The organism is Vibrio sp. C8, from assembly GCF_054051265.1.
The window spans coordinates 29,351-48,543 of sequence record NZ_JBPAOE010000016.1; the positions used below are offsets into that span (position 1 = coordinate 29,351).

Consider the following 19,193-nt stretch of genomic DNA (forward strand, 5'->3'; position numbering starts at 1 on the left):
ATATCGCTAACAATTAGTTTGCTTGTAATGGAGCAAAGCTTGATACAGGCTCTCTTCTCGGATTGGTTTAACAATCACATACTCGGCTCCAGCAGCCATAAATGCCTGTTGGGTAGACTCCATACCATCGGCAGTACAAGCGAAGACAGGTGTGCTCAGTTGCATCTCTTTCTTGAGGACTTTCGTTGCATCAACACCGTCAAGGAAAGGCAATTGATTATCCATAAAAATGATGTCGTATTGCTGTGTTTTCGCTTTCTCTATTGCTTGCAAGCCATCTTTGACCCAATCCACATCCATCCCATATTTTTCACAGAATGCTCGAGCAATAAACGCGTTGGTATGATTGTCCTCAACCAATAATACTTTCAAAGATTTATCAAATAAGGCATAGCGTTTGGTTTCTTCTTGTTTCTCGTCCGAAATGCTTTTCCGAGAAACGACTTCCATTGGCAATATAACTGCAAACTCAGTTCCGTTACCAAATTCAGATTTCACTTGAATAGACCCACCAAGCATTTCAACAAGGCTGTGTACAATAGCTAGTCCTAATCCACTACCGCCATACTCTCGAGTTGTTGTCGGTTCTGCTTGCATAAATGGCTCAAAAATGATTTTTAGATCAGATTCTTTAATACCAATACCAGTATCCCTCACAGTGACGTATAACTGGTCGGTGTCGCCATATTGCATAGAAATACGAACATAAATCGAACCTTCATTCGTAAACTTGAGAGCGTTATTAATAATGTTGTATAAGATCTGATTTAAACGCACCTGATTGCTGTTAACGACTACGCCTTCGTTAATGTCAGTTTCAATTTCAAACGCTAAGTTCTTCTCTTGGCACATTGGTTTGTAAATTTGTTCTATGGCAGAAACAACGTTAATTAACGGGAAGTCTGAAGATGCAATACGGAACTGCCCCTGCTCAATCTTAGAAAAATCGAGAATATCGTTAAGTACTGCAAGTAAATGTTCTCCACTGCTGCACAGTACATTGAGCTGTTCAATTTGCTCAGGAATTGATACGGAGCGTTTTAATAATTGTGATACCCCTAAGATTCCGTTTAATGGTGTTCGTAACTCATGGCTCATCTTGGCTAAAAAGTCTGCTCGAACTCTGGCCGATTCTTCCGCTTCTTTTCGCGCTAAACGACTTTGTTTTTCTGCTTCCGCGAAACTAGTTACGTCTTGCCCCTGAGTGATAATCGACTCAATTTTATTTTCGATAACTATCGGCGAGATACTCCAGCGGAACACTTTCTTATCGATTTCCGTCATCACCTCTTTCGAAAGTTCGCCAGTTGCTGCGGATTGGATGTCTGGTAAAAGTTGTTTTTCTAGTGCCCTGAACGACCTCTTACTTTCACCCTTCTCACCAATAAACTCCTTCTGAGCCGCTGGATTCATACGAATAATGTACCCTTCCGTAGACCAAAGAATAATTGGCGAGAGTGAGAAATTAAAAAGATCTTCGAACTGCTTTTCTTGTTCGGCTAAACGTTGGAAAGTGTTCTCAAGCGTGCGTCCAAAATGATCAAACTCATAAATCGCGGACCCCGGAAAGAAGTACTCTTTGCCCTGCACAGCCACTTTGTGGGTATAAGACATCAACTGGTCGATTTCGTGTTTAATACGTTTATGTAACCACCAACGAGTAACAATGGTTACACCCAACAAAGCGATCAACGCAAACACAATCCAAAAATAATAGCTGTCTCTTAATTTCAATGCATTTTGGTTACTTTGTACTGAAAATACCGCCAGATAGGTAGGCACTCCTTCGAGTTCCAACATGGTTTTGCTGACGATATTTTTTTCATCCAGTGCTTCACCGGTAACGCTTCGGATAATATCTTGTTCATTGTAAAGATCATTGCCGTTCAGAGTCGAAGACAAAATATTTTCATCAACTGCAAGCACCAGATTTTGCGCGTTGCTGTTATCTTTAATCGTTTCAATTAATGCGTAGTTATCGTTGAGGACAATAGATACATAGAGAAACCCAAGCACTTCACCCGTTGCAGGGTCGACTATTGAAGACCTTCTTACCAAAAGGTAAGTAGGGCCAAGTAACGAAGGGCTCTTAATAAGATGCCAGTTGCTGCTTATTGACACTCTACGGACTATTTTCCCAAGCTCTTTGGTTTCAATACCATAGAACTGGGAGTTGCCATCATCCCAAAGCATTTCTTTCTGATTGGTGATAAAATGAATGTCAGGTGTATTAGAAAGCTCAAGTTGGTCAACAGTAAGAAAGTACTGATCCAACTCTTCTTCTTTACCACTGTGGATAGCCTGAACCAGTGTTGCGTTCTTTGCACTACTGTCTTGATGTATCTGAAGTGTAGCGAGACGAAAATCAAACAAACTTTGAATTAAGCTCGACGTCTGTTTTGACGTTCTCATCACTTCTTGAGCAATTAAACGACTACTGATTTGATAACTCTGGAACAACACCATGATGATTAAAGTACCAAGCGCAACAACAATTGCATGGCTTATAAAAGATGCAATATTTTTCTTCTGCTTAATCGGTTTGATACTTTTCACCACTGCTTATCTGCCTACTAATTATCTGAATATCGGAAAGCGCGTTGTTTGAGTTTATCTATTGTTTCTTTAGAGTCGTCTTTAGTGACAACTGCTAGATCACCTGAATACACAAGTGGTACGGTTTTGTTTTCGATGTCCCATTTAATGGCTTCCGCCATTGCAATACCGGTATCATCGTTCATTCGCATCACAGTAACATCCAAATCACCTTTCACGATAGCGTCCAGCTCAGCAGAACCGCCTCCCCATCCATTGATTTTTATATCCTGACGATTTAATTCCTTCAACGCTTTCGCCGCACCCAATGCGACGTCGGTTGAACAGGCGTAGATGAACTTGATATCAGGATCCTTTTCTATGATCTTTAATGTCGAATCGTAACCACTCTGCTCAGTCGTTTTGGTGTAAAAAGAGGAAGAAAGTTTGTAGCTGTTGTTTTCTTCCATCATTTGAATGAAGCTACTACCGCGAGCGTCACTGATATAGCCCTCAGAAAAATACAGCACAGAATACTTACTACCATCCGGTATAGATTGCTTGTAATAATCTGCAATTTGGTTTGCACCTAATTCATGGTCGAAACCGACATACATCATAGGCTGTCGTTCTTCCCAGCCTTGTACTGGTGTAGTGATGTTTTGCAGAATGAGTTTGGTATCTGAGGAATTCAACACGTGTTCAATAAATTTTCTGTGGCGTGTTGTGTCTAGAGTAAAAATTAAGTAGCCAGTGTTATTCTTTATCGCTTCCATCAGAGACAAACTTTGTTGCCTCATATCCACGTTTGGCCTAGTAAACACTTGGTTTAGTTGATATTTAATACCCAACTCTTCCATTCGTTTCTCAAATGCTTTGATATTGCGAACCCAATAGTCAGAAATCTGTTGGCCGGGATAAACAACCGAAATCGTGACGGGTTTGTCTTGAGTAACTGAAATTGGAACAGGTTTGTTGCGCACAGTTTCCGCAAGCAAAAGAGTCCGCTCTTTCTCAGTTGGGTTGATAGTTAAAAACTCTTTATAGTGCCAATAACCATCTAGAACTTGAGCCGACAATGTAGGTGTGGCACTAAAAATAAGTGAAAGCAATAAAGCTCTTTTCATTCTATTCGTATTCATTTTGTAGGCTGTTAATTGATTATTCACCCAGTAAGCCCTTAAGTTTGCCTTAGTATCAGTGCATTACACAGATAGAAAATACCTACACTGAATGCTAAGAAGTTGAAAGGATGCAACTTGAAACAGCAGCTATTCAAATGAATATTTTCAATAACATAGCAGCTATAAGCTTAGCGAGTATACAAGGATTATTATGCATATATTGCCGAATTGATAGTATAGGCACCTAAAATTTCCGATAGGTGCCTGCGTTCGATTAAGTATTGTTCAGCTTTAGGGGTTAGAAAGTGAAAGCTAAATTGGTTGATACCCCAAACTGCCCATCTCCCGCGTAATTACCAGCCAAGTCAAAGCTGACTAGATCTCCAGGGCTAATCCCAATACCGAGGGTAACTGCATCATCCAATGTATCTTCAATATCAATCTCATAGCCCGCTCTCAACTGAGCCCATCCCCATGCATTACCTTCAACACCAAACCGAACATACTGAGTATTGTCTTTATACCCTGAGAATCTTTCTTGCTTGGTTAAATCAATATCCACAGAGGCAGTAAACAACTCAGTTACGTATCCACCTGAAACAGTGACCTGAGTATCCAACTTGTAGGTGTTAACACCATCATAGGTTTTAAGCTCTTGTGAAAAGAGATCTTTAACAGCAACACCCGCCCGATAGTTGTCGAGCATCCATACTGCCCCCAAGTCTAAGTTGAACGCATTGTCTTTCACTTCGCTCTTGTCATAATCATCCAAATCAAAGTTTTCTACCGTGACAACTTGTTTATATGTGCGCAGTTGTTGGAACTTAGGAGTAACACCAAACGCAAACCCTTGCCCTTGGATTGCTACTGTTTTCGCAAACGACAGACCGTACTCTGTGTATCCAAAAGCCAATAAATCCACACTTGAATTTTCGTAACGGTTTCTGGCATCAGCTTCCGCATTCCCCGTCGATGCAGAAATATCAGTCCTGACCAATACTTCTGCATATCCGCGAGCGATAAAGTTCACTGAAACAGCCTCTAGAGGTACAGCTACAGCCATACCTGCACCAGCAGAAACACCCAAAGGTTTGTCGTCAGATAGTTGATCAAGGTAGTTGTTTATCTGATTGATGTTTTCTTGCGTCGGTGTAACTGAGTCTTCAAAGGCTTTAATACTGTCTTGCAAATCGTCAATCGTTGTTAATGACTCATCGGGGTCACGAGCCGTTGCTCCGATTGCGGGCAGTAAGATACCAAAGGTATCACTGTCTCGATATATCGCCCCTAATGCTGGGTTGTAAAAAGGAGCGAGAAGATAGTCGGCAGTTGTCACACCAGTATTGCCCATGCCGTTACCACGAGCATCAGCAACCGTATTCGCTGCATTAACTGAGGTTGCGACTAATCCACACACTGCTATAGAAAGTACTTTCTTTGAATTATTCATGTCCATATCAACCTTTTGTATTTGTCCCTTTTCAAGATTAATACACATAATCAATATTTACAGGAAACCGTACGATCGTTGTCTCAGAAAACAGATATTATTGATAAAGATTTGGATGGGAAAAAGCTAAATACCCCGTAAGGAAAATAGTTAACTAGGAACGTACAAGCTGAGTAGTGATGGCTGTAGAATGAGCTTTTCTTTTTGAATCTTAGACAGACGTTTGATTCGATATTCAAGTCGAAGGGCATCGCCTTTCTTGTCCCCAACATGATGTGACCAAACCAACTCTAAAGGCATCTTTCCTCTTAAAGCTTTTGCACCTGTACCTGAGCAGTGTTGACCAAAACGACGGTCAACATCTGTAGTAATTCCGCAGTAGAGGGAATTTTGTGGTGTGCGTACAAAGTACACCCACCACGATTTATCTTTGTTGCTTAACGTTGTCATTAAAGTAGCTTTTCTACCATGGTTCTGAGTTCGGCAACCTCTTCTCGTAGTTCAGCGACTTCAGCTTCAAGCATTTCCATTTTGTTGCTTGAAAAATTGCTTACCGAAGACGACTCAACGGCTAGAGCTTCCAAGTCTACTTCTCCGGAAAAGAGATGTTGGTAACGCGACTCGCGTTTACCCGGTTCACGTGGCAATTTCACCACTAATGCGCCAGATTCTCGTGCTGCTAAACGCTCTAATACTGCTTCTGTCTCTTTGACATCGTTAAAAGAACATAAACGATTGGTTCTGGTTCTTAGTTCACCCGGAGTTTGAGGGCCTCGTAGCAACAGGCAACAGATAATGCCTAGTTCTTGCTCATTCAGCTTTAAGTCGCCGAACTCGGTATTACAAAATCTATGCTGGTACTTACTCGCACGGCTATTAAAACCGCTTTCATCACTTACTAAACGTCGAGAGATAAGTTCAGACACAACATCTTGAATTTCTGCATCACTCAGCGACAAAACGGGCTCACGATTGCTTTTTTGGTTAACAGCGGCAGTCAAACTATTTAAGGTTAGCGGGTAATAATCTGGCGTTGTGACTTCCTTTTCAATCAAACAGCCAATGACTCGCGCTTCTAAAGGACTCAATTCTATATTCATTTTTTATTTCCTTCTGTGGAGAAATGACCGCAACTAAAGAACAGTTTAGTGTTCGAGAGTCATTGCAAACTTCAATATATTGCCGTTCTCGTCCATGATAACGATTTTTGCTCGGTTCAACTCAATATCAATATGTTCCATGACTTTACGCTCGCGAAGGTAGGCTTGACGGAGTTTAACGTTGTGTTGATCTTCAACTGGTGCGATATCGGCTTTAGAGACAACAATTTCAGAGGACAGCATGATCATTTCGGTACTTAAAGTTTAACTGCGCACATGATATAGCGCTTATTGAGTGAAGTACAATCAAGCCAAGCGCTAACTGGCGAATAAATGGACAAGTTGTTGTAAGGTTTGATCTTAAGTCTGTTATGAGTTGCAACGATGTGCTTTAATCACTGTTAGTTGCATTGAGATAGGAAAAGGGACCTATGAACAGCGTATTTGAAATCGTGAGCTTAGCTCGTCGCAAAAACAAACTGAAACGTGAACTTCTTGATAACGAAAAGAAAGTTCGTGATAACCGCAAACGTGTAGACTTGCTTGAAAACTTGGTTGATTACATCAAACCAGAAATGACTCAAGAAGAGATCATGACTATCGTTAAGAACATGAAAGCAGACTACGAAGATCGTGTTGATGACCACATCATCAAAAGCGCAGAAATTTCAAAAGAGCGCCGCGACATCAGCCGTCGTATCCGCGAGCTAACAGAGCAAGACAAGCAAGCGCACCAACCTAAAAAATAAGGTTGAACTAGTTGATAAAACCCGTCCTTTGACGGGTTTTTTATTACCAATAACAATAGCTTCTCTTCGCCAAAAACCCTAAAGCCAATACCTGCCATTGATAAGCCAGTAACAGTGGATAGAGCGAAAAGTAAGAAATGAACAGACTTGAATCTGGATGTTGGAGATTTCGGGTTACGAAACGAATAAACAGAAAGAGCAGGCTTAATAACCTGCTCTTTGTTTTTCAAAACTGTATTTCAGAGCTGAATGAAACCTATATATGACGCTCTATTGGATTTAGTTGAGTTCTTCGATGTCATTAACAACAGTATTAGCAATCGCCTCAACGAAATCATTCTCAACAGATTTGTCTCTTAAAGCTCCCGCTATCACCTGAAGATTCTGTGCGAAACTACCTTTGTAAACTAGGTTACTGCGATTAATGAGTGGTTTAGTTGGCTCATCACCTGCACGTTGCACGTTAAAGTTAAATTCTGGATATCCAAGTGAGTCAGATGGAATTGGTGTTGCGTCACCTACAAATCGTCTGTTGTAGTCGATGTTTATCGTAATCGTATCCATTCCCGGAGCATCTGAAAGCATACCTTTATCAGCTAGTTTGGTAAGTACTAGACTCTCCACCATTTTAGATAGCTCTTCTTTACTGTGATACTCAATGGCAGGTTCATGAAACTGAGTAACCTGAACGTTAATTTTATCGATGTGGAACTGGGCCGTTACTTCTTTACCTTTTGAAGTGCTGCCACAACCACTTAAAAGTAAGGTTGCCATAAGTACAGGAATAGACATTAACCACTTGCGTTTCATAGGGATTTTCCTTTTTTATATTGAAGGAGCCATTAAGAAACCAATGATAAAATCTGTAAAGTGAATACCGATACATAATTGAGCTAAATCAATAATATAGATACAAAACCTATCGCTATGTGTTGTTAGCCTAATTTGGCTTTTATTGATGGATGTAAATATACCTTAAACTAACGACATACCATTCAAGAGTCGTTCGACTTAGACTGAGCATAGAATCACAATTTCGTTTAGTTTAAAGCCATCAACTAACTGATTTAAACACCTATTAATTGAGACCCTTAACCATGAAACAAAACATTGTACATATTGCATTAGTCATCAGAGATTATGACGAAGCGATTGATTTCTATGTGAACAAACTTAAGTTTGAGCTTATTGATGATACCTACCAGCCTGAACAGGATAAGCGGTGGGTGGTGGTTGCTCCACCAAATTCTCATGGCGTTAGCTTGTTGTTGGCGAGAGCTTCAAAGCCTGAACAACATGACTTTATCGGCAATCAGGCTGGTGGGCGAGTGTTTCTCTTTTTAAATACTGATGATTTTTGGCGAGATTACGAATATATGAAGTCAATTGGTATCAAGTTCATCCGAGCTCCTCAACAACAAGACTACGGTACTGTTGCTGTGTTTGAAGATCTCTATGGGAATTTGTGGGATCTCTTGCAACTCAATTCTGACCACCCTATTGCCAAGCGATAAACTCTATTTTCTGTCTAAAAAGGTTTTGATTTGATAAGTCGAAAACATTAGTTGTTTAGTCGCGAGGAAGAATTATTCACTCGCTCACCAAATTAATTTCAGTAGATTGCTACGTAAAACGTTTGCGTAATCGCTAACCTTCTATTTCCTAAATATTGAGGCTTTCATCACACTTTGACTATTGGTATATTAGCGCCAGTTAATCAACTTAGACCATTCGAGGCATGGAGCTCCCTCATTTATCTCACGACGAGAAGATTGGTACCGGCGATACCAAGTCCGGCAAATAAAGAGGGTCTATATTATGGATATGCAAACAATTGAAATCATGGGTTACGCAGCGTCAATCATGGTTGCTATTTCTCTAACTATGAAAGACATCGTAAAGCTTCGTATTCTGAACTTTATCGGTTGTACGCTATTCTCAGCTTACGGTCTTATGATCGATGCGCTGCCAGTTGTAGCAACAAACACTTTCATCGCTGTTGTGAACGTATACTTCCTAGTGAAGATGTACCAAGAAAAGAAAGCCGTTGAAACAGAAGCTGTTCAAAACCCAGCTTAAGTCATGATTGCTTAAAAACTGATTAAAAAGGAAAGCCCAAGTGTATCACTTGGGCTTTTTCATATCGTTAATGTAATAGCGCAAGGAGTAACGCTACGTTGTCACTCTTAAAAAATCGTTAAATCTGAAAAACGATACCAACCAGAATCTTGCTTGCCAACATTAGCGAAATTTAAGCGCGCATCACCATGACTATCAACCAGAGCAAGCTCAAGATAGTAATGCCCTACTTCAAGCGTACTTGGTAGCGTAAGGCTACTGTGCGTTTCGTGTTCACCCGGTAACCATGAACGAACATCGTAACTAGAACTACCAAAGAAAGCGGTATTACCATTGGCATCAATCAATCTGTAAGCCAAATAACGATGTTGATAAGGTGGAGCGACACCTTCGTTGACAAACAATGCGTTCACGTTCAACACACCACCAGCTTTGAGTTCAACTTGGTGATTGAGTTTCTCTAAACGAATTCGGTAGCCAATCTTAAGCAGTGCATCATCAAGTAGCCCACGATATTGAGTCGGGATCGGCTTTGATTTCAAATTCAACGTCGACGCGTGATGCTCAATTGCCCAATCCAAACTGGCTTTCACTTCTTCATGGCTATAGCCTTGAGTTGATTCCCAACCTTGCATAGTTCCACAGGTTTCAAGACTGATAGGTCCACGTTGCCAACTGGTATCAAAGTTTGGATTGTCATATTGAGCTTGCTGAATACGATATGGGTAATCATCTCTCATGTGGCTCCAAGTGGTTGAGAAATGGTGCCAGTCTCCCCAACAATCCGCTCGCCATCCAGCTCCTTTTTCAGCCGCGTAAGCTAAACTGTTAGCGCCACTAATTAACATCACTTTCGGTGTTTTAGGGAATGCTTCAAAATGCAGATCAACCCACTTGTTCAGGTCTGCATCGCTGTATTTTTGATGTAACGGCTCTAAACCGGAAAAGTTACTGTTATGCCATTCGCCCCAAGAGCCGACCATACCAATATCAATATGACTCAAGTTGGAGTTGCCATCGTAACGCTTACCGAACGCTTTTAGCAGTTTTTCACCGTAGTAAAGGTACAAGCTGTCATCTAGGTTTGGGACGAAGGTTTTATGATCTTCAGTCCAATAACCGCTAATGCCTTTGTTAATTAGCCATTGTGGTACTTTGCTGCCGCTTTCCGGTTCTTCCGCTGTCATAAAGCGAATCGCTACCATTTTAGGTGGCGTTTCATGGCGGTTTTCACTGAGAATTTTATCCAACTTATCAAAGGCATACTTACCTTCTTCTGGCTCTAATTCATTCCAGTAGAATCGGTAGTAATCAATGCCAGCATCCGGATATTCGCTAGAGCTTAATGTCGAGCCCCAATTATCGTGAAAGGTTTCAACGCCCATCCCCGGGTTAGTAACAGGGCCAGTAAGCACTGTAGGATAGACGGTAATGAAAGTTTGATTGTTCAGATCCACCAACTCGCTTTCGCCACCGCCAGTATTACTCTCGGTTTCAGAACCTTGATCGTGCTTATTATTTGGTGGGCGGTTATCTGGCTTTTTTGCTAGTCCAGAACTAAGAGGCAACATTGTCAGCATTGCCAATACAACAGCTTTGTAAGGCTGTATTTTCATAAAAACCTCGGGGTTAATTTACAATGATAATCCTTTAAACCAATCCCAAATTCCGAATGAAAATCCCTTAAAAATATCAATACCAAGTGCTGACTTTATTAAGTACAGAGCCAGCATTGCCAAAAGGCTGATTGATACCACTCCTACTAGGATTAATAACGTAAGAACAAAGTGAACCAACTTTGAACGCTCACGCACCTGTTTTCGATGATCTCTGCCACACAGAAATACAAAATAGAAACGTTTACCGAACCAAGGAACAGTTTCTCTAATATCAATGGAATGCCTTGCGACCAACCCCATCGATTTGACCGCGTGTTCTAAGGCATGCCTTTGCTCGTCATTTAACGTCTCAGCAATGTCACTATCTAAAGAGTGATAAAACTGTTTAATAACTTTGTCTGCTCGGTTGTTAGACGACACTTGTTTAATACCCGTTAGTTACTTTGAACTTAGCGCTTTTTTATACACTTCAACAGTTTGAGCGGCTATCTTCTCCCAGTCATACTTTTCCATGTAAGTGGCATAATCCACTTCAGTCTGTTCTGGAAGATTCGCTAGTTTACTTGCCAATGAATTCACATCACCAACCGGAAAATAACTTTGCTCATTTAACCCAACTTCGGTATTTGCAGGTATATCGCTGACAATCGCTGGAAGTGAGAATGACATGGCTTCTAAAAGTGCAATGGGTAGACCTTCATGATAAGAAGGCATAACAAACACTTTTGCTTGAGAGAACAGCACTTTCAGTTCATCCCCTTTTACAAAACCTGTTAATTTCACACCCTTCGTATTACGCGCTTTGGCTTTCAATTCTGAGCTATATACCGTTTCGTGGTCAGTATCACCAACCAAAACTAATGGCAGAGATAGTCCTGATTTTGCGTAAGCATCAATCAGATCATGAAAGCCTTTTTCTTCAACAAATCGACCAACCGCCACAAGATAACCTTTAGCGGACAACTCATGATTGGCTAAATATTTATCAATAACGGCATTATCCAGCGGCTGCGCTTTGAGCACGCCGTTATAGATTAAATTGGCATCAAAGCGCTGGTACTTGTCTTTGATAATAGTATTGATCACATCGGATATCACAATCACTTCGCTTGCCCACTTTGCAGCGAATCTTTCACCCAATTGCAGAATTTTCTTAGCGAAACCTCCCCACTTCTGACGATCATAGTCAGGGCCATGGTGAGTAAACACGACTTTCTTACCGAGTAGACGCAGCAGCGGCACCACCAAACCCGGGCCAATGGCATGTACGTGCACTACATCCGAACCATCAGTTAAAGTCGAGAATGCAGCTAGAGTCGAGTGGACAATCGCTTCCAGTGATTTCTTCTTTGGTGCCCAAATAGCCTTGGTTTTTACACCTTGGTATTCAGAATGCTGATAAGGAACGTAAGGGGATCGCGCAATCACACACACCTCCGCACCTGTTTGTCGCACTATTTCCGGATACAAGTGCTGACAATGGGTTTCAACGCCACCAAGCACATCCGGAATTCCTCGCGTACCTAGCACAGTGATCTTCATAGTCATATTATTTCTCACCCATTAATTCTTGGTACAAATTCATAAGCGTATTTTCATGACGAGCCAGAGAGTACTTGTTCTCTAAGCGATGGCGAGCGCGATTTCCGAACTCTACAACCAGTTCTGGGTGCTGGGCGAAATCATCCATCACTTGTGCTAAAGAATCTGGATTCCCAGATTCAAACAGACGCCCTTCTACTCCTTCTCTTACTTGCTCTGGAATGCCACCAATATTAGCGCCGACGATCGGCTTACCATAAGCCATGGCTTCAATAACCGACATAGAACAATTTTCATAACATTCAGAAGGAACAATGACTGCGCTGCACTCTTTTATCAACGTGTGTAAAGCATCGCCGCTTTGGAAACCGAGAAAATCGATATTGTCGTAATTAGTGACCAACTCATTGTACAAAGGCCCGTCGCCAACCACTTTTAATGGCATCTCCTGCTTAGAGCGTTGATAAGCTTCAGCTAAAGTCGCTACGCCTTTTTCAACACTTAAGCGTCCCAAATAGAGGAAGTATCGCCCGTCTTTTACACCATTTCGCTCAACATGCTCATCAATGCCATTCACAACCACTTCAATACGATTATGGGGTAATTTTTGGCGAATAATGTTGGCGAGAAACTCACTAGGCGAAACGATCACATCCACAGCTTGGTAGTTCTTAGCCAATGATTGATAAGTAGCCTCAAGCGATAATAACGCACTCTTAAACAGCGAACCTTCCTGACAACGATACTTAAACGCGTTCCATACCGAGCCTTTCAAGCATGCTTCGCAGGTATGTCCATCTCGATACATGGTGTAACTAGGGCATGCTATTTTTGTGTCGTGAGCTGTCAGCACCGTTTTGCAGCCTAATGACTTGGCGACTTTAATGATTGATGGCGTAAGCTGATGATAGATATTGTGAAAGTGAACAATTTCAGGGCGTTCTTTGTTAATTAAGGCTTTTAGCTTCTCACAAGCTTCACTGTTGTGAATAAAATTGATCGCCGTTTTCACGCTGCCTAACAAGTTCTTCTTGCCGTCATGGTAATCAACATTAGAGACAAAATAGTCACTAAAAGCCGACTCAATGTTTTTCTCATGCTGCATCGAGAAGTCTAAGATCGTTGCTCCTGAACGCGCTAACATCTCGCGCTCCTGAAAAAACACGGTTTCAGCTCCGCCTTTCATAAAGAAGAACTTGTTTACTAAAAGTATTTTCATTGTTGTTCTCCCTTAATCAGTCGATTATCCGGCGCTTGATTGGGATCTTTCAGACGACAGCTCAACCCTCGAATAAGCCCTGCAGAAAACACACTCAGATTCACCACACTTTGTAGAGCATCTCTTAATGATCGGTTCTTAATTGCTTTCAGCACAAAGAAAGCCACCATCGGCAGTAGCGCAATCGAGATAATTTTCATATGGAAAGTCAGAATGGATATCGCCAGTAAGAACAAATAAAGGGTAAAGATCGCCTCGTTCTTAACTACGAGCAGCGCATCTTTAAAATGCGGCTTTCCCCAAGCACTTTTTAACAGTTCACCAGAAGCAAACAAATAGCCACTTCTCCAGCGATACTTCATTAGTTCGATCGAAGACATGTCATAAGAAGTGTGAGAGAAGTATGGAACAGCCAGTCGATGCAGCTTGTAACCCGCATGCTTTAATCGCATACCCAGTTCTGCTTCTTCATACGCATGAAGATTACGATTGGTTAAATAACCGATTTTTTCGATAGCAGAACGTCGATATAAGCCGCCTCCACCAAGATGGGAGGTATCGCCTACAGGATAGATCTTGTGAATACGCTGCTTACGGGACTTGAACTCGTAGCTTTGTGCGTCATCCATTTCCACCATACCAGCTACGCCAGCATAATCGCGGTGAGTATCTAAATAAGCAATCCCCTGTTCGATAAAGCCGGGCGCCAGTTCCATATCTCCATCCATAAGAAGAAGAAACTCTCCTTGTGCATGAAGATAGCCTAGTTGATGCCCTACACCACAACAGCGTTCATCACCATTAACCAATGTGGCGACCTTGGCTCCATGTTCCAGAGCTATCGCTTGGGTATCGTCTGACGACAGGCTGTCGGCGACGATAATCTCATGAGAGTAGTTGGATAAATTCTCGCGAATGCTGGTAATAGTTTTCGCGATCCCAGCCTGTTCATTATACGTTTTGATAATGACACTGATTTTAATATCTTCACCCATAGGAAGGCTCACTTATTGTTAATACTGACTTGCGAATAACTAACGCGGCACCTAATGAAAAATAGAACAGATATTGCAACATAGGCACGATCATCAATGTTTGGCTGTAAGGGAGACTCAAAAGACCAGCGATACCAAAGGCAATAAACGCCGGTTGGAAAGAAAGCAAACGCACGTCTTCCTGCGTAACTCGGTCTCTCGGAATCAGCGGCTTTGGCATCACAATCCGTAGGGTATAACCTATGACGCCAAAGAACAGTAAGGTTCCAACCAAACCCATTTCCCAAAGCAACATGCTCAATGATGTTGAATCCAAAAACACATTAAAAATGACGTTCAAAAATCCTGGGGCAACAGTACTTCCTCGGTTAGTGGCATTAAGACCATAACCAAACAGCTGGCTTGGTAATCCCCACAAGTCACTGTGTTTTCCCCAGAAAAACATTGTTGTCATCCTGCCTAGTTCGCCCGTTTCTTCCAGTATGTAGTTTGGGTCAAATGCGTAAGACAAAGAGTCGATAAAGATGTCCAAAGCACCTTTATCTGAACTACCCGCAAAGGCGGAGGAATAAGATGCCGCCAGTATCATGATGGCAAGAGAAATAAGGCCGAATATACCGCCAATGATCATCAATGCTGTTTTAAGGTCGAGTCGTTTCATTCCCGTCAGATAGCTTGGAGAAAACCAGACGAACGCCAGCAAGAACGGTGAAATTAGAATTACGAATTTCACCTCGCCCAAAATACACAAGATAAATGCCGCAATGATGTGCAGACCGGTGTTTAATTTCGTTGCCAGGCCATGTTTATATTCAGAAAGCTTAAGCAGCATGATCAGTAAACAGAACAATCCCATGGCGGCAGTGTTCCCGCCTTTCATTGGGTCACCACCAAAAGTGCCTACGACCGCATCCCACTTTTCATACTCGCCACGGAAGGCAACGCGTTTGGGAACAATAATCAGGATTTGGTACAAAATGACGGGAAACTGAATATAGAACACCCAATAGAGCGCTTTGGTAATCCGATAAATCTGCGACTCGCGCACAAAGCCCAGTAACAGACAAAACATAATCAGCGATATTGCTAACTCGTTTTTCATGCCGACAATCGTTACTTTGATGCCGCTTTGCAATATCGTCGATACGGTTGCCAAGGCAAATAAACTCACGAACAACACCAATAAAACTCGTTCTTTGTTGTCAAGATAAAAGACACTGTAACGAGTTTGCATTGGTAACAGCAGTACCATTAAACAGGTCATCAAAAATGGCAGCCAAAGAACCGCGCCAATCCCTGTGAAATACTGCACGACTCCACAAAATATCAGTGTGGTTAATGTAACAACTTGGAGGTAAAGCCCGCTGTTTAAACTAAGGTTCACTTGGCCTCCATTCCTTCTCGCATAGAACGAGCCCGTTGATTCACTTTCAAATAAATGAATCCATAACGAACAGCAGAAAGTACCGCATAAGTGATCACTGAATACGCGTAGTCGTTGTAAAAATAAGGCAGGATGACAAACGCCATAACAACCACCGCCAACTGCTCAAGTTGAATACGCAGAAAATACTTGGGAGATCCAAACACCAGTTCAATAACCGTCAACGGGCAAATAGCCAATGCAGGGAACAGATACGGAAGCATATAACGTGAAGTTGGAATCGATTCGACCCATTCATGAGTGATCCAGTTTTTGGCCGCAGCGAATTCCATCACGACTGGATAGAAGATAAAGACACCAGCTGTAGCGATTAAACCAAGGACGAAAAGAAGTTTGCGTACCTTTATGAATTCTGGGTAATTGAAACGCTGATTGCGAAAATCTAACGACCATTTAGAGAAGATAGAATTGCGTACCGCATTACCGACAATCACGACTGGCGATAAACAGAATCGGCTAACAATCGCAAAATAGCCTGCCGTTACCGCAGAAAACCAATAGTTGATGAGAACTGTCGGCAAATTACTGTTTGCCATAGCCAACACTTCGGCACTACCGATACTGACAATATGTTGTTTATTACGCTTAAGGAACTCTCTGTTGGATGACCAGCCCCATTGATTCCATGCCATACGTCGAAATGGCATCGAGTAAAGTAACCATAGAAAAACGATAACGATCAGCGCAATAGCCCAGCTCCAGTAAAGTAACTCTGCTGTTGGCGTCATCAACACACAAACTAAAACTAGGCCCGAAGCAAGCAGACGCTGAAACGCTAACAGCTTCATTTTTTCATCACGTAATAGCAGGTTTTCAGAGATCAAAATCCAAGCATGAGCAAGAGTCAGCAGATAGTAGAGTGCAAATGGTTTATTGAATAACCAAACAATAACTGCGGTAAACGGAATGGCTAATACCACGGTCTGAATAAGGCAAAACACGATGTTTTGCGCCAAATGTTCATCTTGCTGTTTTGGGATCAAAAGCTGCGAAGCAAAAGTACATATCTGTGCACCAATCAGCACAATACTGTACACCATGGCATAAATACCGACTTCGTTCATGCCATAACGGTTTGATACGAACCAGATGGATGATGCCCCTATCACTTGGGTTAGCATCGAAGAGCTGGCAATCGTCGAGATACTTTTGATCAGCCCCATGCGATTAATCCTCAGCTAGCAGCGCTGAAAAACTGCCTTGAGCAATAAACTGCTTACTTTCTTCACTTTGTAAGTTATCTGCTAGCACTCGGTTCAGTACCGCACCAATAGTATTGATATCCAGCTGATTCAACTTCTCGATATCTTGGCGAATAGTTGGAACTGAGCGAGAAGCCGCTTGCATCACCACAACGACTCCATCTAGTGTTTTGGCGGCTAACTGGGTATCTTTGTTGGCCGTAAGGCTTGGCAGATTCACAACGATTCGTTCGTAAAGCTCAGGCAGCTCTTGCATCATGTGCAAAAATTGCTCACTAGAGAAATACACTAAAGGTGACTGTTCAAGAACCCCACGCGGCAAGAAATCGAGCTTTTCATTGAGTGAGATAAACAATGGCTTGTGATTGTCATTAGCTCCAGTCCATTGAGCTGCACATTTAGCTTCTGAGGCTCCGTTCATCGCCTCGTCCGCTTGTGGAAGAAATTCAGGCAACATTGATAAGCCGGTTTCACTGCGAAAATCGAGATCCAACAAAAGCGTCTTATGGTTGCGGCTTAAACTGTCAGCAAGCAACTGCGAAACTAGCGTCGCCCCTTCTTTTTCCGTACTGGAGACAACACCTAAGCAATAAGCTGACGGTGATGCTAGCTGAATCGCTGTTTTTATGCCGTGAAATGATTCCATCGCATAAGGATTACTGCGAATCAGATTAACGAGTTCGCTTCTATCCTCTGTTTGCCCCATTTCCGGTAAATCAGCTAACGGTTTCAAACCTAGTTTTTTCAAGACTTGTGTCAGGTTGTAGATCTTTTGATCCATAGCTGCGCGAATAATCACGTACAAGGTGGATAGCGCGAATGACATAATGAACACCATTGCCAACAGCAACAATTTGTTCGGTTTTGCTGGTGTTTTGGCAACTGCGGCTGGGTCGTATAAAACAGCATCCGGTTCACGATAAGTAGAAGAAAGCTCTTGCTCTTTGCTACGTAAGAACATGTCTTTATAGAGGTCTTCCGTTTTTTGCAAATCAGTCTGCATACTTTCGTAAATATCACGTTTCGCCACTAATGATTTGAAGCCATTCTTCTGCTCATTCAACAGCGCTTTATAACGATTCTCTTTTGCCAATTGGGCTTGATACTCTTTGTACAAGCCTAACTTCAACTCGACCAAAAGACGGCGGAATTGAAGCTCTATCGCTCTGATCTGCGCTTCTGCTTCAAGGATCTTGTTATGTTTTGGTCCGTAGCGATTCTGCAGATCAAACAACGTTCGCTTCGCCTGAATCATTGCGATACGCAAATCCTGCAATTGAGGATGGCTGGAAATTTCGGGAATCGCTGCAAGGTCTTCCAGCGGAGCATCTAAGTTCTGCACCACCAGCTCATAGTGAGATTGAGCAAGCATTCGACGTTCAGTAGCGTTGGCTAAACGCTCCGTCATAATGCTGAGTTGTTGAGTTTCAAAACCATCAATGCCTTTAAAGGTAATCAAGCCTTCTTTGTTGAGAAACTGCTCCATTTCCTTTTTCTTACTTGCCACTTGCTTACGCAGTTCTTCCATCTGCTGCTCATTCCACTGTTGAGCAGCTAAGGTTTTCTCTACTTTTTTGTCGATGGTGTAATCAATGAATGCTTGGGCAATACCATCGGCGATTCGTGCAGCTTCTTCTGCATCTTCCGCTTCAAAGGAAACATGCACAAGTTGCGTTAAGCGCACTTCTGAAAAAGAGAGGTGCTTACGAATGTATTTAACCGTAGCTTTCATTAAATCAGCTTCAGTCATTGGCAATTCTCGAATGCTATCGTCGACTGTTACGCCACCGTTGTATCGAGGATCCTCATTGAGTTTGAGATCTTTGATGGCCTTTTCCAGTACAACACGGGATTGCATCAGATTAAGTTGTGTAACGTAGTATGGCGCTCGAGTTGAATCGTATCCGTCCACATTTTCAATTGGCGTTGCATTATCTTCCTGTGCTTTGATTAATACCGTTGCGGTGGAAACATACTTCGAACTCATACCAGAAATCAGCGGAAAGCAAGCTCCCGTCACCACAACAGTAAAGAGCAGAATCTTCCACCAGTGTTTCTTTAATGCTTTTATAAATGGTGCAAAATCGATGCTACTTTCCATCTTTTGACCATTTTCAATCATGCCTACTGCCATA

At 42.1% G+C, this 19,193-nt stretch carries 18 protein-coding genes; 3 read left to right on the top strand and 15 right to left on the bottom strand.

What is annotated here, in order from left to right:
• Positions 1 to 6 precede the first annotated feature (6 nt).
• The 6 genes from luxQ to ACRQQK_RS10525 form a co-directional block, all read right to left on the bottom strand.
• A complete protein-coding gene (gene luxQ / locus ACRQQK_RS10500; protein WP_457511328.1) occupies positions 7 to 2,559 on the bottom strand; it encodes a quorum-sensing autoinducer 2 sensor kinase/phosphatase LuxQ in 2,553 nt (850 codons plus the stop codon).
• A 14-nt stretch (positions 2,560 to 2,573) separates the two neighbouring features.
• On the bottom strand, positions 2,574 to 3,662 hold the full coding sequence (locus tag ACRQQK_RS10505; protein ID WP_457511329.1) for an autoinducer 2-binding periplasmic protein LuxP: 1,089 nt from the start codon (positions 3,660 to 3,662) through the stop codon (positions 2,574 to 2,576).
• Between the two features lie 295 nt (positions 3,663 to 3,957).
• Positions 3,958 to 5,109 (bottom strand): conjugal transfer protein TraF, encoded by a 1,152-nt coding sequence (locus ACRQQK_RS10510; protein ID WP_457511330.1) that lies wholly within the window; start codon positions 5,107 to 5,109, stop codon positions 3,958 to 3,960.
• A gap of 150 nt (positions 5,110 to 5,259) precedes the next feature.
• Positions 5,260 to 5,559, bottom strand: coding sequence for a GIY-YIG nuclease family protein (locus ACRQQK_RS10515; RefSeq protein ID WP_457511331.1), 300 nt, complete (start codon positions 5,557 to 5,559; stop codon positions 5,260 to 5,262).
• The gene (locus ACRQQK_RS10520; RefSeq protein WP_457511332.1) at positions 5,559 to 6,209 is read right to left on the bottom strand and encodes a YceH family protein; all 651 of its coding nucleotides are present in this window, start codon (positions 6,207 to 6,209) and stop codon (positions 5,559 to 5,561) included. Before ACRQQK_RS10520 ends, ACRQQK_RS10515 begins: the two co-directional genes overlap by 1 nt.
• Before the next feature lie 45 nt (positions 6,210 to 6,254).
• On the bottom strand, positions 6,255 to 6,452 hold the full coding sequence (locus ACRQQK_RS10525; protein WP_102966905.1) for a hypothetical protein: 198 nt from the start codon (positions 6,450 to 6,452) through the stop codon (positions 6,255 to 6,257).
• Positions 6,453 to 6,640: 188 nt separating this feature from the next.
• On the opposite strand from ACRQQK_RS10525, the gene ACRQQK_RS10530 reads away from it, so the two are divergent.
• On the top strand, positions 6,641 to 6,958 hold the full coding sequence (locus ACRQQK_RS10530) for a DUF496 family protein (RefSeq protein ID WP_042487222.1): 318 nt from the start codon (positions 6,641 to 6,643) through the stop codon (positions 6,956 to 6,958).
• 279 nt (positions 6,959 to 7,237) lie between these two features.
• On the opposite strand, the gene ACRQQK_RS10535 is transcribed toward ACRQQK_RS10530, so the two are convergent.
• Positions 7,238 to 7,768 (bottom strand): hypothetical protein, encoded by a 531-nt coding sequence (locus ACRQQK_RS10535; RefSeq protein WP_457511333.1) that lies wholly within the window; start codon positions 7,766 to 7,768, stop codon positions 7,238 to 7,240.
• 287 nt (positions 7,769 to 8,055) lie between these two features.
• Between ACRQQK_RS10535 and ACRQQK_RS10540 the strand changes: the two genes are divergently transcribed.
• Entirely contained in the window at positions 8,056 to 8,472 is a 417-nt protein-coding gene (locus ACRQQK_RS10540; protein WP_457511334.1) for a VOC family protein, read from the top strand.
• A gap of 304 nt (positions 8,473 to 8,776) precedes the next feature.
• Positions 8,777 to 9,037: a hypothetical protein gene (locus tag ACRQQK_RS10545; protein ID WP_457511335.1), complete on the top strand. Its 261-nt coding sequence runs from the start codon at positions 8,777 to 8,779 to the stop codon at positions 9,035 to 9,037.
• Between the two features lie 107 nt (positions 9,038 to 9,144).
• Here ACRQQK_RS10545 and ACRQQK_RS10550 read toward each other — a convergent pair whose 3' ends face one another.
• Genes ACRQQK_RS10550 through ACRQQK_RS10585 form a run of 8 tightly spaced genes read right to left on the bottom strand, consistent with a single transcriptional unit; the run spans position 9,145 to position 19,192 of the window.
• Positions 9,145 to 10,653 carry a DUF4832 domain-containing protein gene (locus tag ACRQQK_RS10550; RefSeq protein WP_457511336.1) on the bottom strand — a complete coding sequence of 503 codons (1,509 nt, stop codon included), beginning with the start codon at positions 10,651 to 10,653 and terminating at the stop codon, positions 9,145 to 9,147.
• 18 nt (positions 10,654 to 10,671) lie between these two features.
• A complete protein-coding gene (locus ACRQQK_RS10555) occupies positions 10,672 to 11,076 on the bottom strand; it encodes a hypothetical protein (protein ID WP_457511337.1) in 405 nt (134 codons plus the stop codon).
• Between the two features lie 18 nt (positions 11,077 to 11,094).
• Positions 11,095 to 12,204: a glycosyltransferase family 4 protein gene (locus tag ACRQQK_RS10560; RefSeq protein WP_457511338.1), complete on the bottom strand. Its 1,110-nt coding sequence runs from the start codon at positions 12,202 to 12,204 to the stop codon at positions 11,095 to 11,097.
• Position 12,205: 1 nt separating this feature from the next.
• Positions 12,206 to 13,417: a glycosyltransferase family 4 protein gene (locus ACRQQK_RS10565; RefSeq protein ID WP_457511339.1), complete on the bottom strand. Its 1,212-nt coding sequence runs from the start codon at positions 13,415 to 13,417 to the stop codon at positions 12,206 to 12,208.
• Positions 13,414 to 14,412, bottom strand: a complete 999-nt coding sequence (locus tag ACRQQK_RS10570) for a glycosyltransferase (RefSeq protein WP_457511340.1) — start codon at positions 14,410 to 14,412, stop codon at positions 13,414 to 13,416. Before ACRQQK_RS10570 ends, ACRQQK_RS10565 begins: the two co-directional genes overlap by 4 nt.
• Positions 14,405 to 15,796, bottom strand: a complete 1,392-nt coding sequence (locus tag ACRQQK_RS10575) for a capsular biosynthesis protein (RefSeq protein ID WP_457511341.1) — start codon at positions 15,794 to 15,796, stop codon at positions 14,405 to 14,407. The genes ACRQQK_RS10570 and ACRQQK_RS10575 overlap by 8 nt, the downstream gene beginning before the upstream one ends.
• Positions 15,793 to 17,019, bottom strand: coding sequence for a lipopolysaccharide biosynthesis protein (locus ACRQQK_RS10580; RefSeq protein WP_457511342.1), 1,227 nt, complete (start codon positions 17,017 to 17,019; stop codon positions 15,793 to 15,795). Before ACRQQK_RS10580 ends, ACRQQK_RS10575 begins: the two co-directional genes overlap by 4 nt.
• A 4-nt stretch (positions 17,020 to 17,023) precedes the next feature.
• Positions 17,024 to 19,192: a GumC family protein gene (locus ACRQQK_RS10585; RefSeq protein WP_457511343.1), complete on the bottom strand. Its 2,169-nt coding sequence runs from the start codon at positions 19,190 to 19,192 to the stop codon at positions 17,024 to 17,026.
• Position 19,193 lies beyond the last annotated feature (1 nt).

Coding starts and splice junctions, on each gene's coding strand:
- ACRQQK_RS10505 (WP_457511329.1), bottom strand. CDS start 3,662: ATGAAAAGAGCTTTATTGCTTTCACTTATTTTTAGTGCCACACCTACA.
- ACRQQK_RS10510 (WP_457511330.1), bottom strand. CDS start 5,109: ATGAATAATTCAAAGAAAGTACTTTCTATAGCAGTGTGTGGATTAGTC.
- ACRQQK_RS10515 (WP_457511331.1), bottom strand. CDS start 5,559: ATGACAACGTTAAGCAACAAAGATAAATCGTGGTGGGTGTACTTTGTA.
- ACRQQK_RS10520 (WP_457511332.1), bottom strand. CDS start 6,209: ATGAATATAGAATTGAGTCCTTTAGAAGCGCGAGTCATTGGCTGTTTG.
- ACRQQK_RS10525 (WP_102966905.1), bottom strand. CDS start 6,452: ATGCTGTCCTCTGAAATTGTTGTCTCTAAAGCCGATATCGCACCAGTT.
- ACRQQK_RS10530 (WP_042487222.1), top strand. CDS start 6,641: ATGAACAGCGTATTTGAAATCGTGAGCTTAGCTCGTCGCAAAAACAAA.
- ACRQQK_RS10535 (WP_457511333.1), bottom strand. CDS start 7,768: ATGAAACGCAAGTGGTTAATGTCTATTCCTGTACTTATGGCAACCTTA.
- ACRQQK_RS10540 (WP_457511334.1), top strand. CDS start 8,056: ATGAAACAAAACATTGTACATATTGCATTAGTCATCAGAGATTATGAC.
- ACRQQK_RS10545 (WP_457511335.1), top strand. CDS start 8,777: ATGGATATGCAAACAATTGAAATCATGGGTTACGCAGCGTCAATCATG.
- ACRQQK_RS10550 (WP_457511336.1), bottom strand. CDS start 10,653: ATGAAAATACAGCCTTACAAAGCTGTTGTATTGGCAATGCTGACAATG.
- ACRQQK_RS10560 (WP_457511338.1), bottom strand. CDS start 12,204: ATGACTATGAAGATCACTGTGCTAGGTACGCGAGGAATTCCGGATGTG.
- ACRQQK_RS10565 (WP_457511339.1), bottom strand. CDS start 13,417: ATGAAAATACTTTTAGTAAACAAGTTCTTCTTTATGAAAGGCGGAGCT.
- ACRQQK_RS10570 (WP_457511340.1), bottom strand. CDS start 14,412: ATGGGTGAAGATATTAAAATCAGTGTCATTATCAAAACGTATAATGAA.
- ACRQQK_RS10580 (WP_457511342.1), bottom strand. CDS start 17,019: ATGGGGCTGATCAAAAGTATCTCGACGATTGCCAGCTCTTCGATGCTA.
- ACRQQK_RS10585 (WP_457511343.1), bottom strand. CDS start 19,192: ATGGCAGTAGGCATGATTGAAAATGGTCAAAAGATGGAAAGTAGCATC.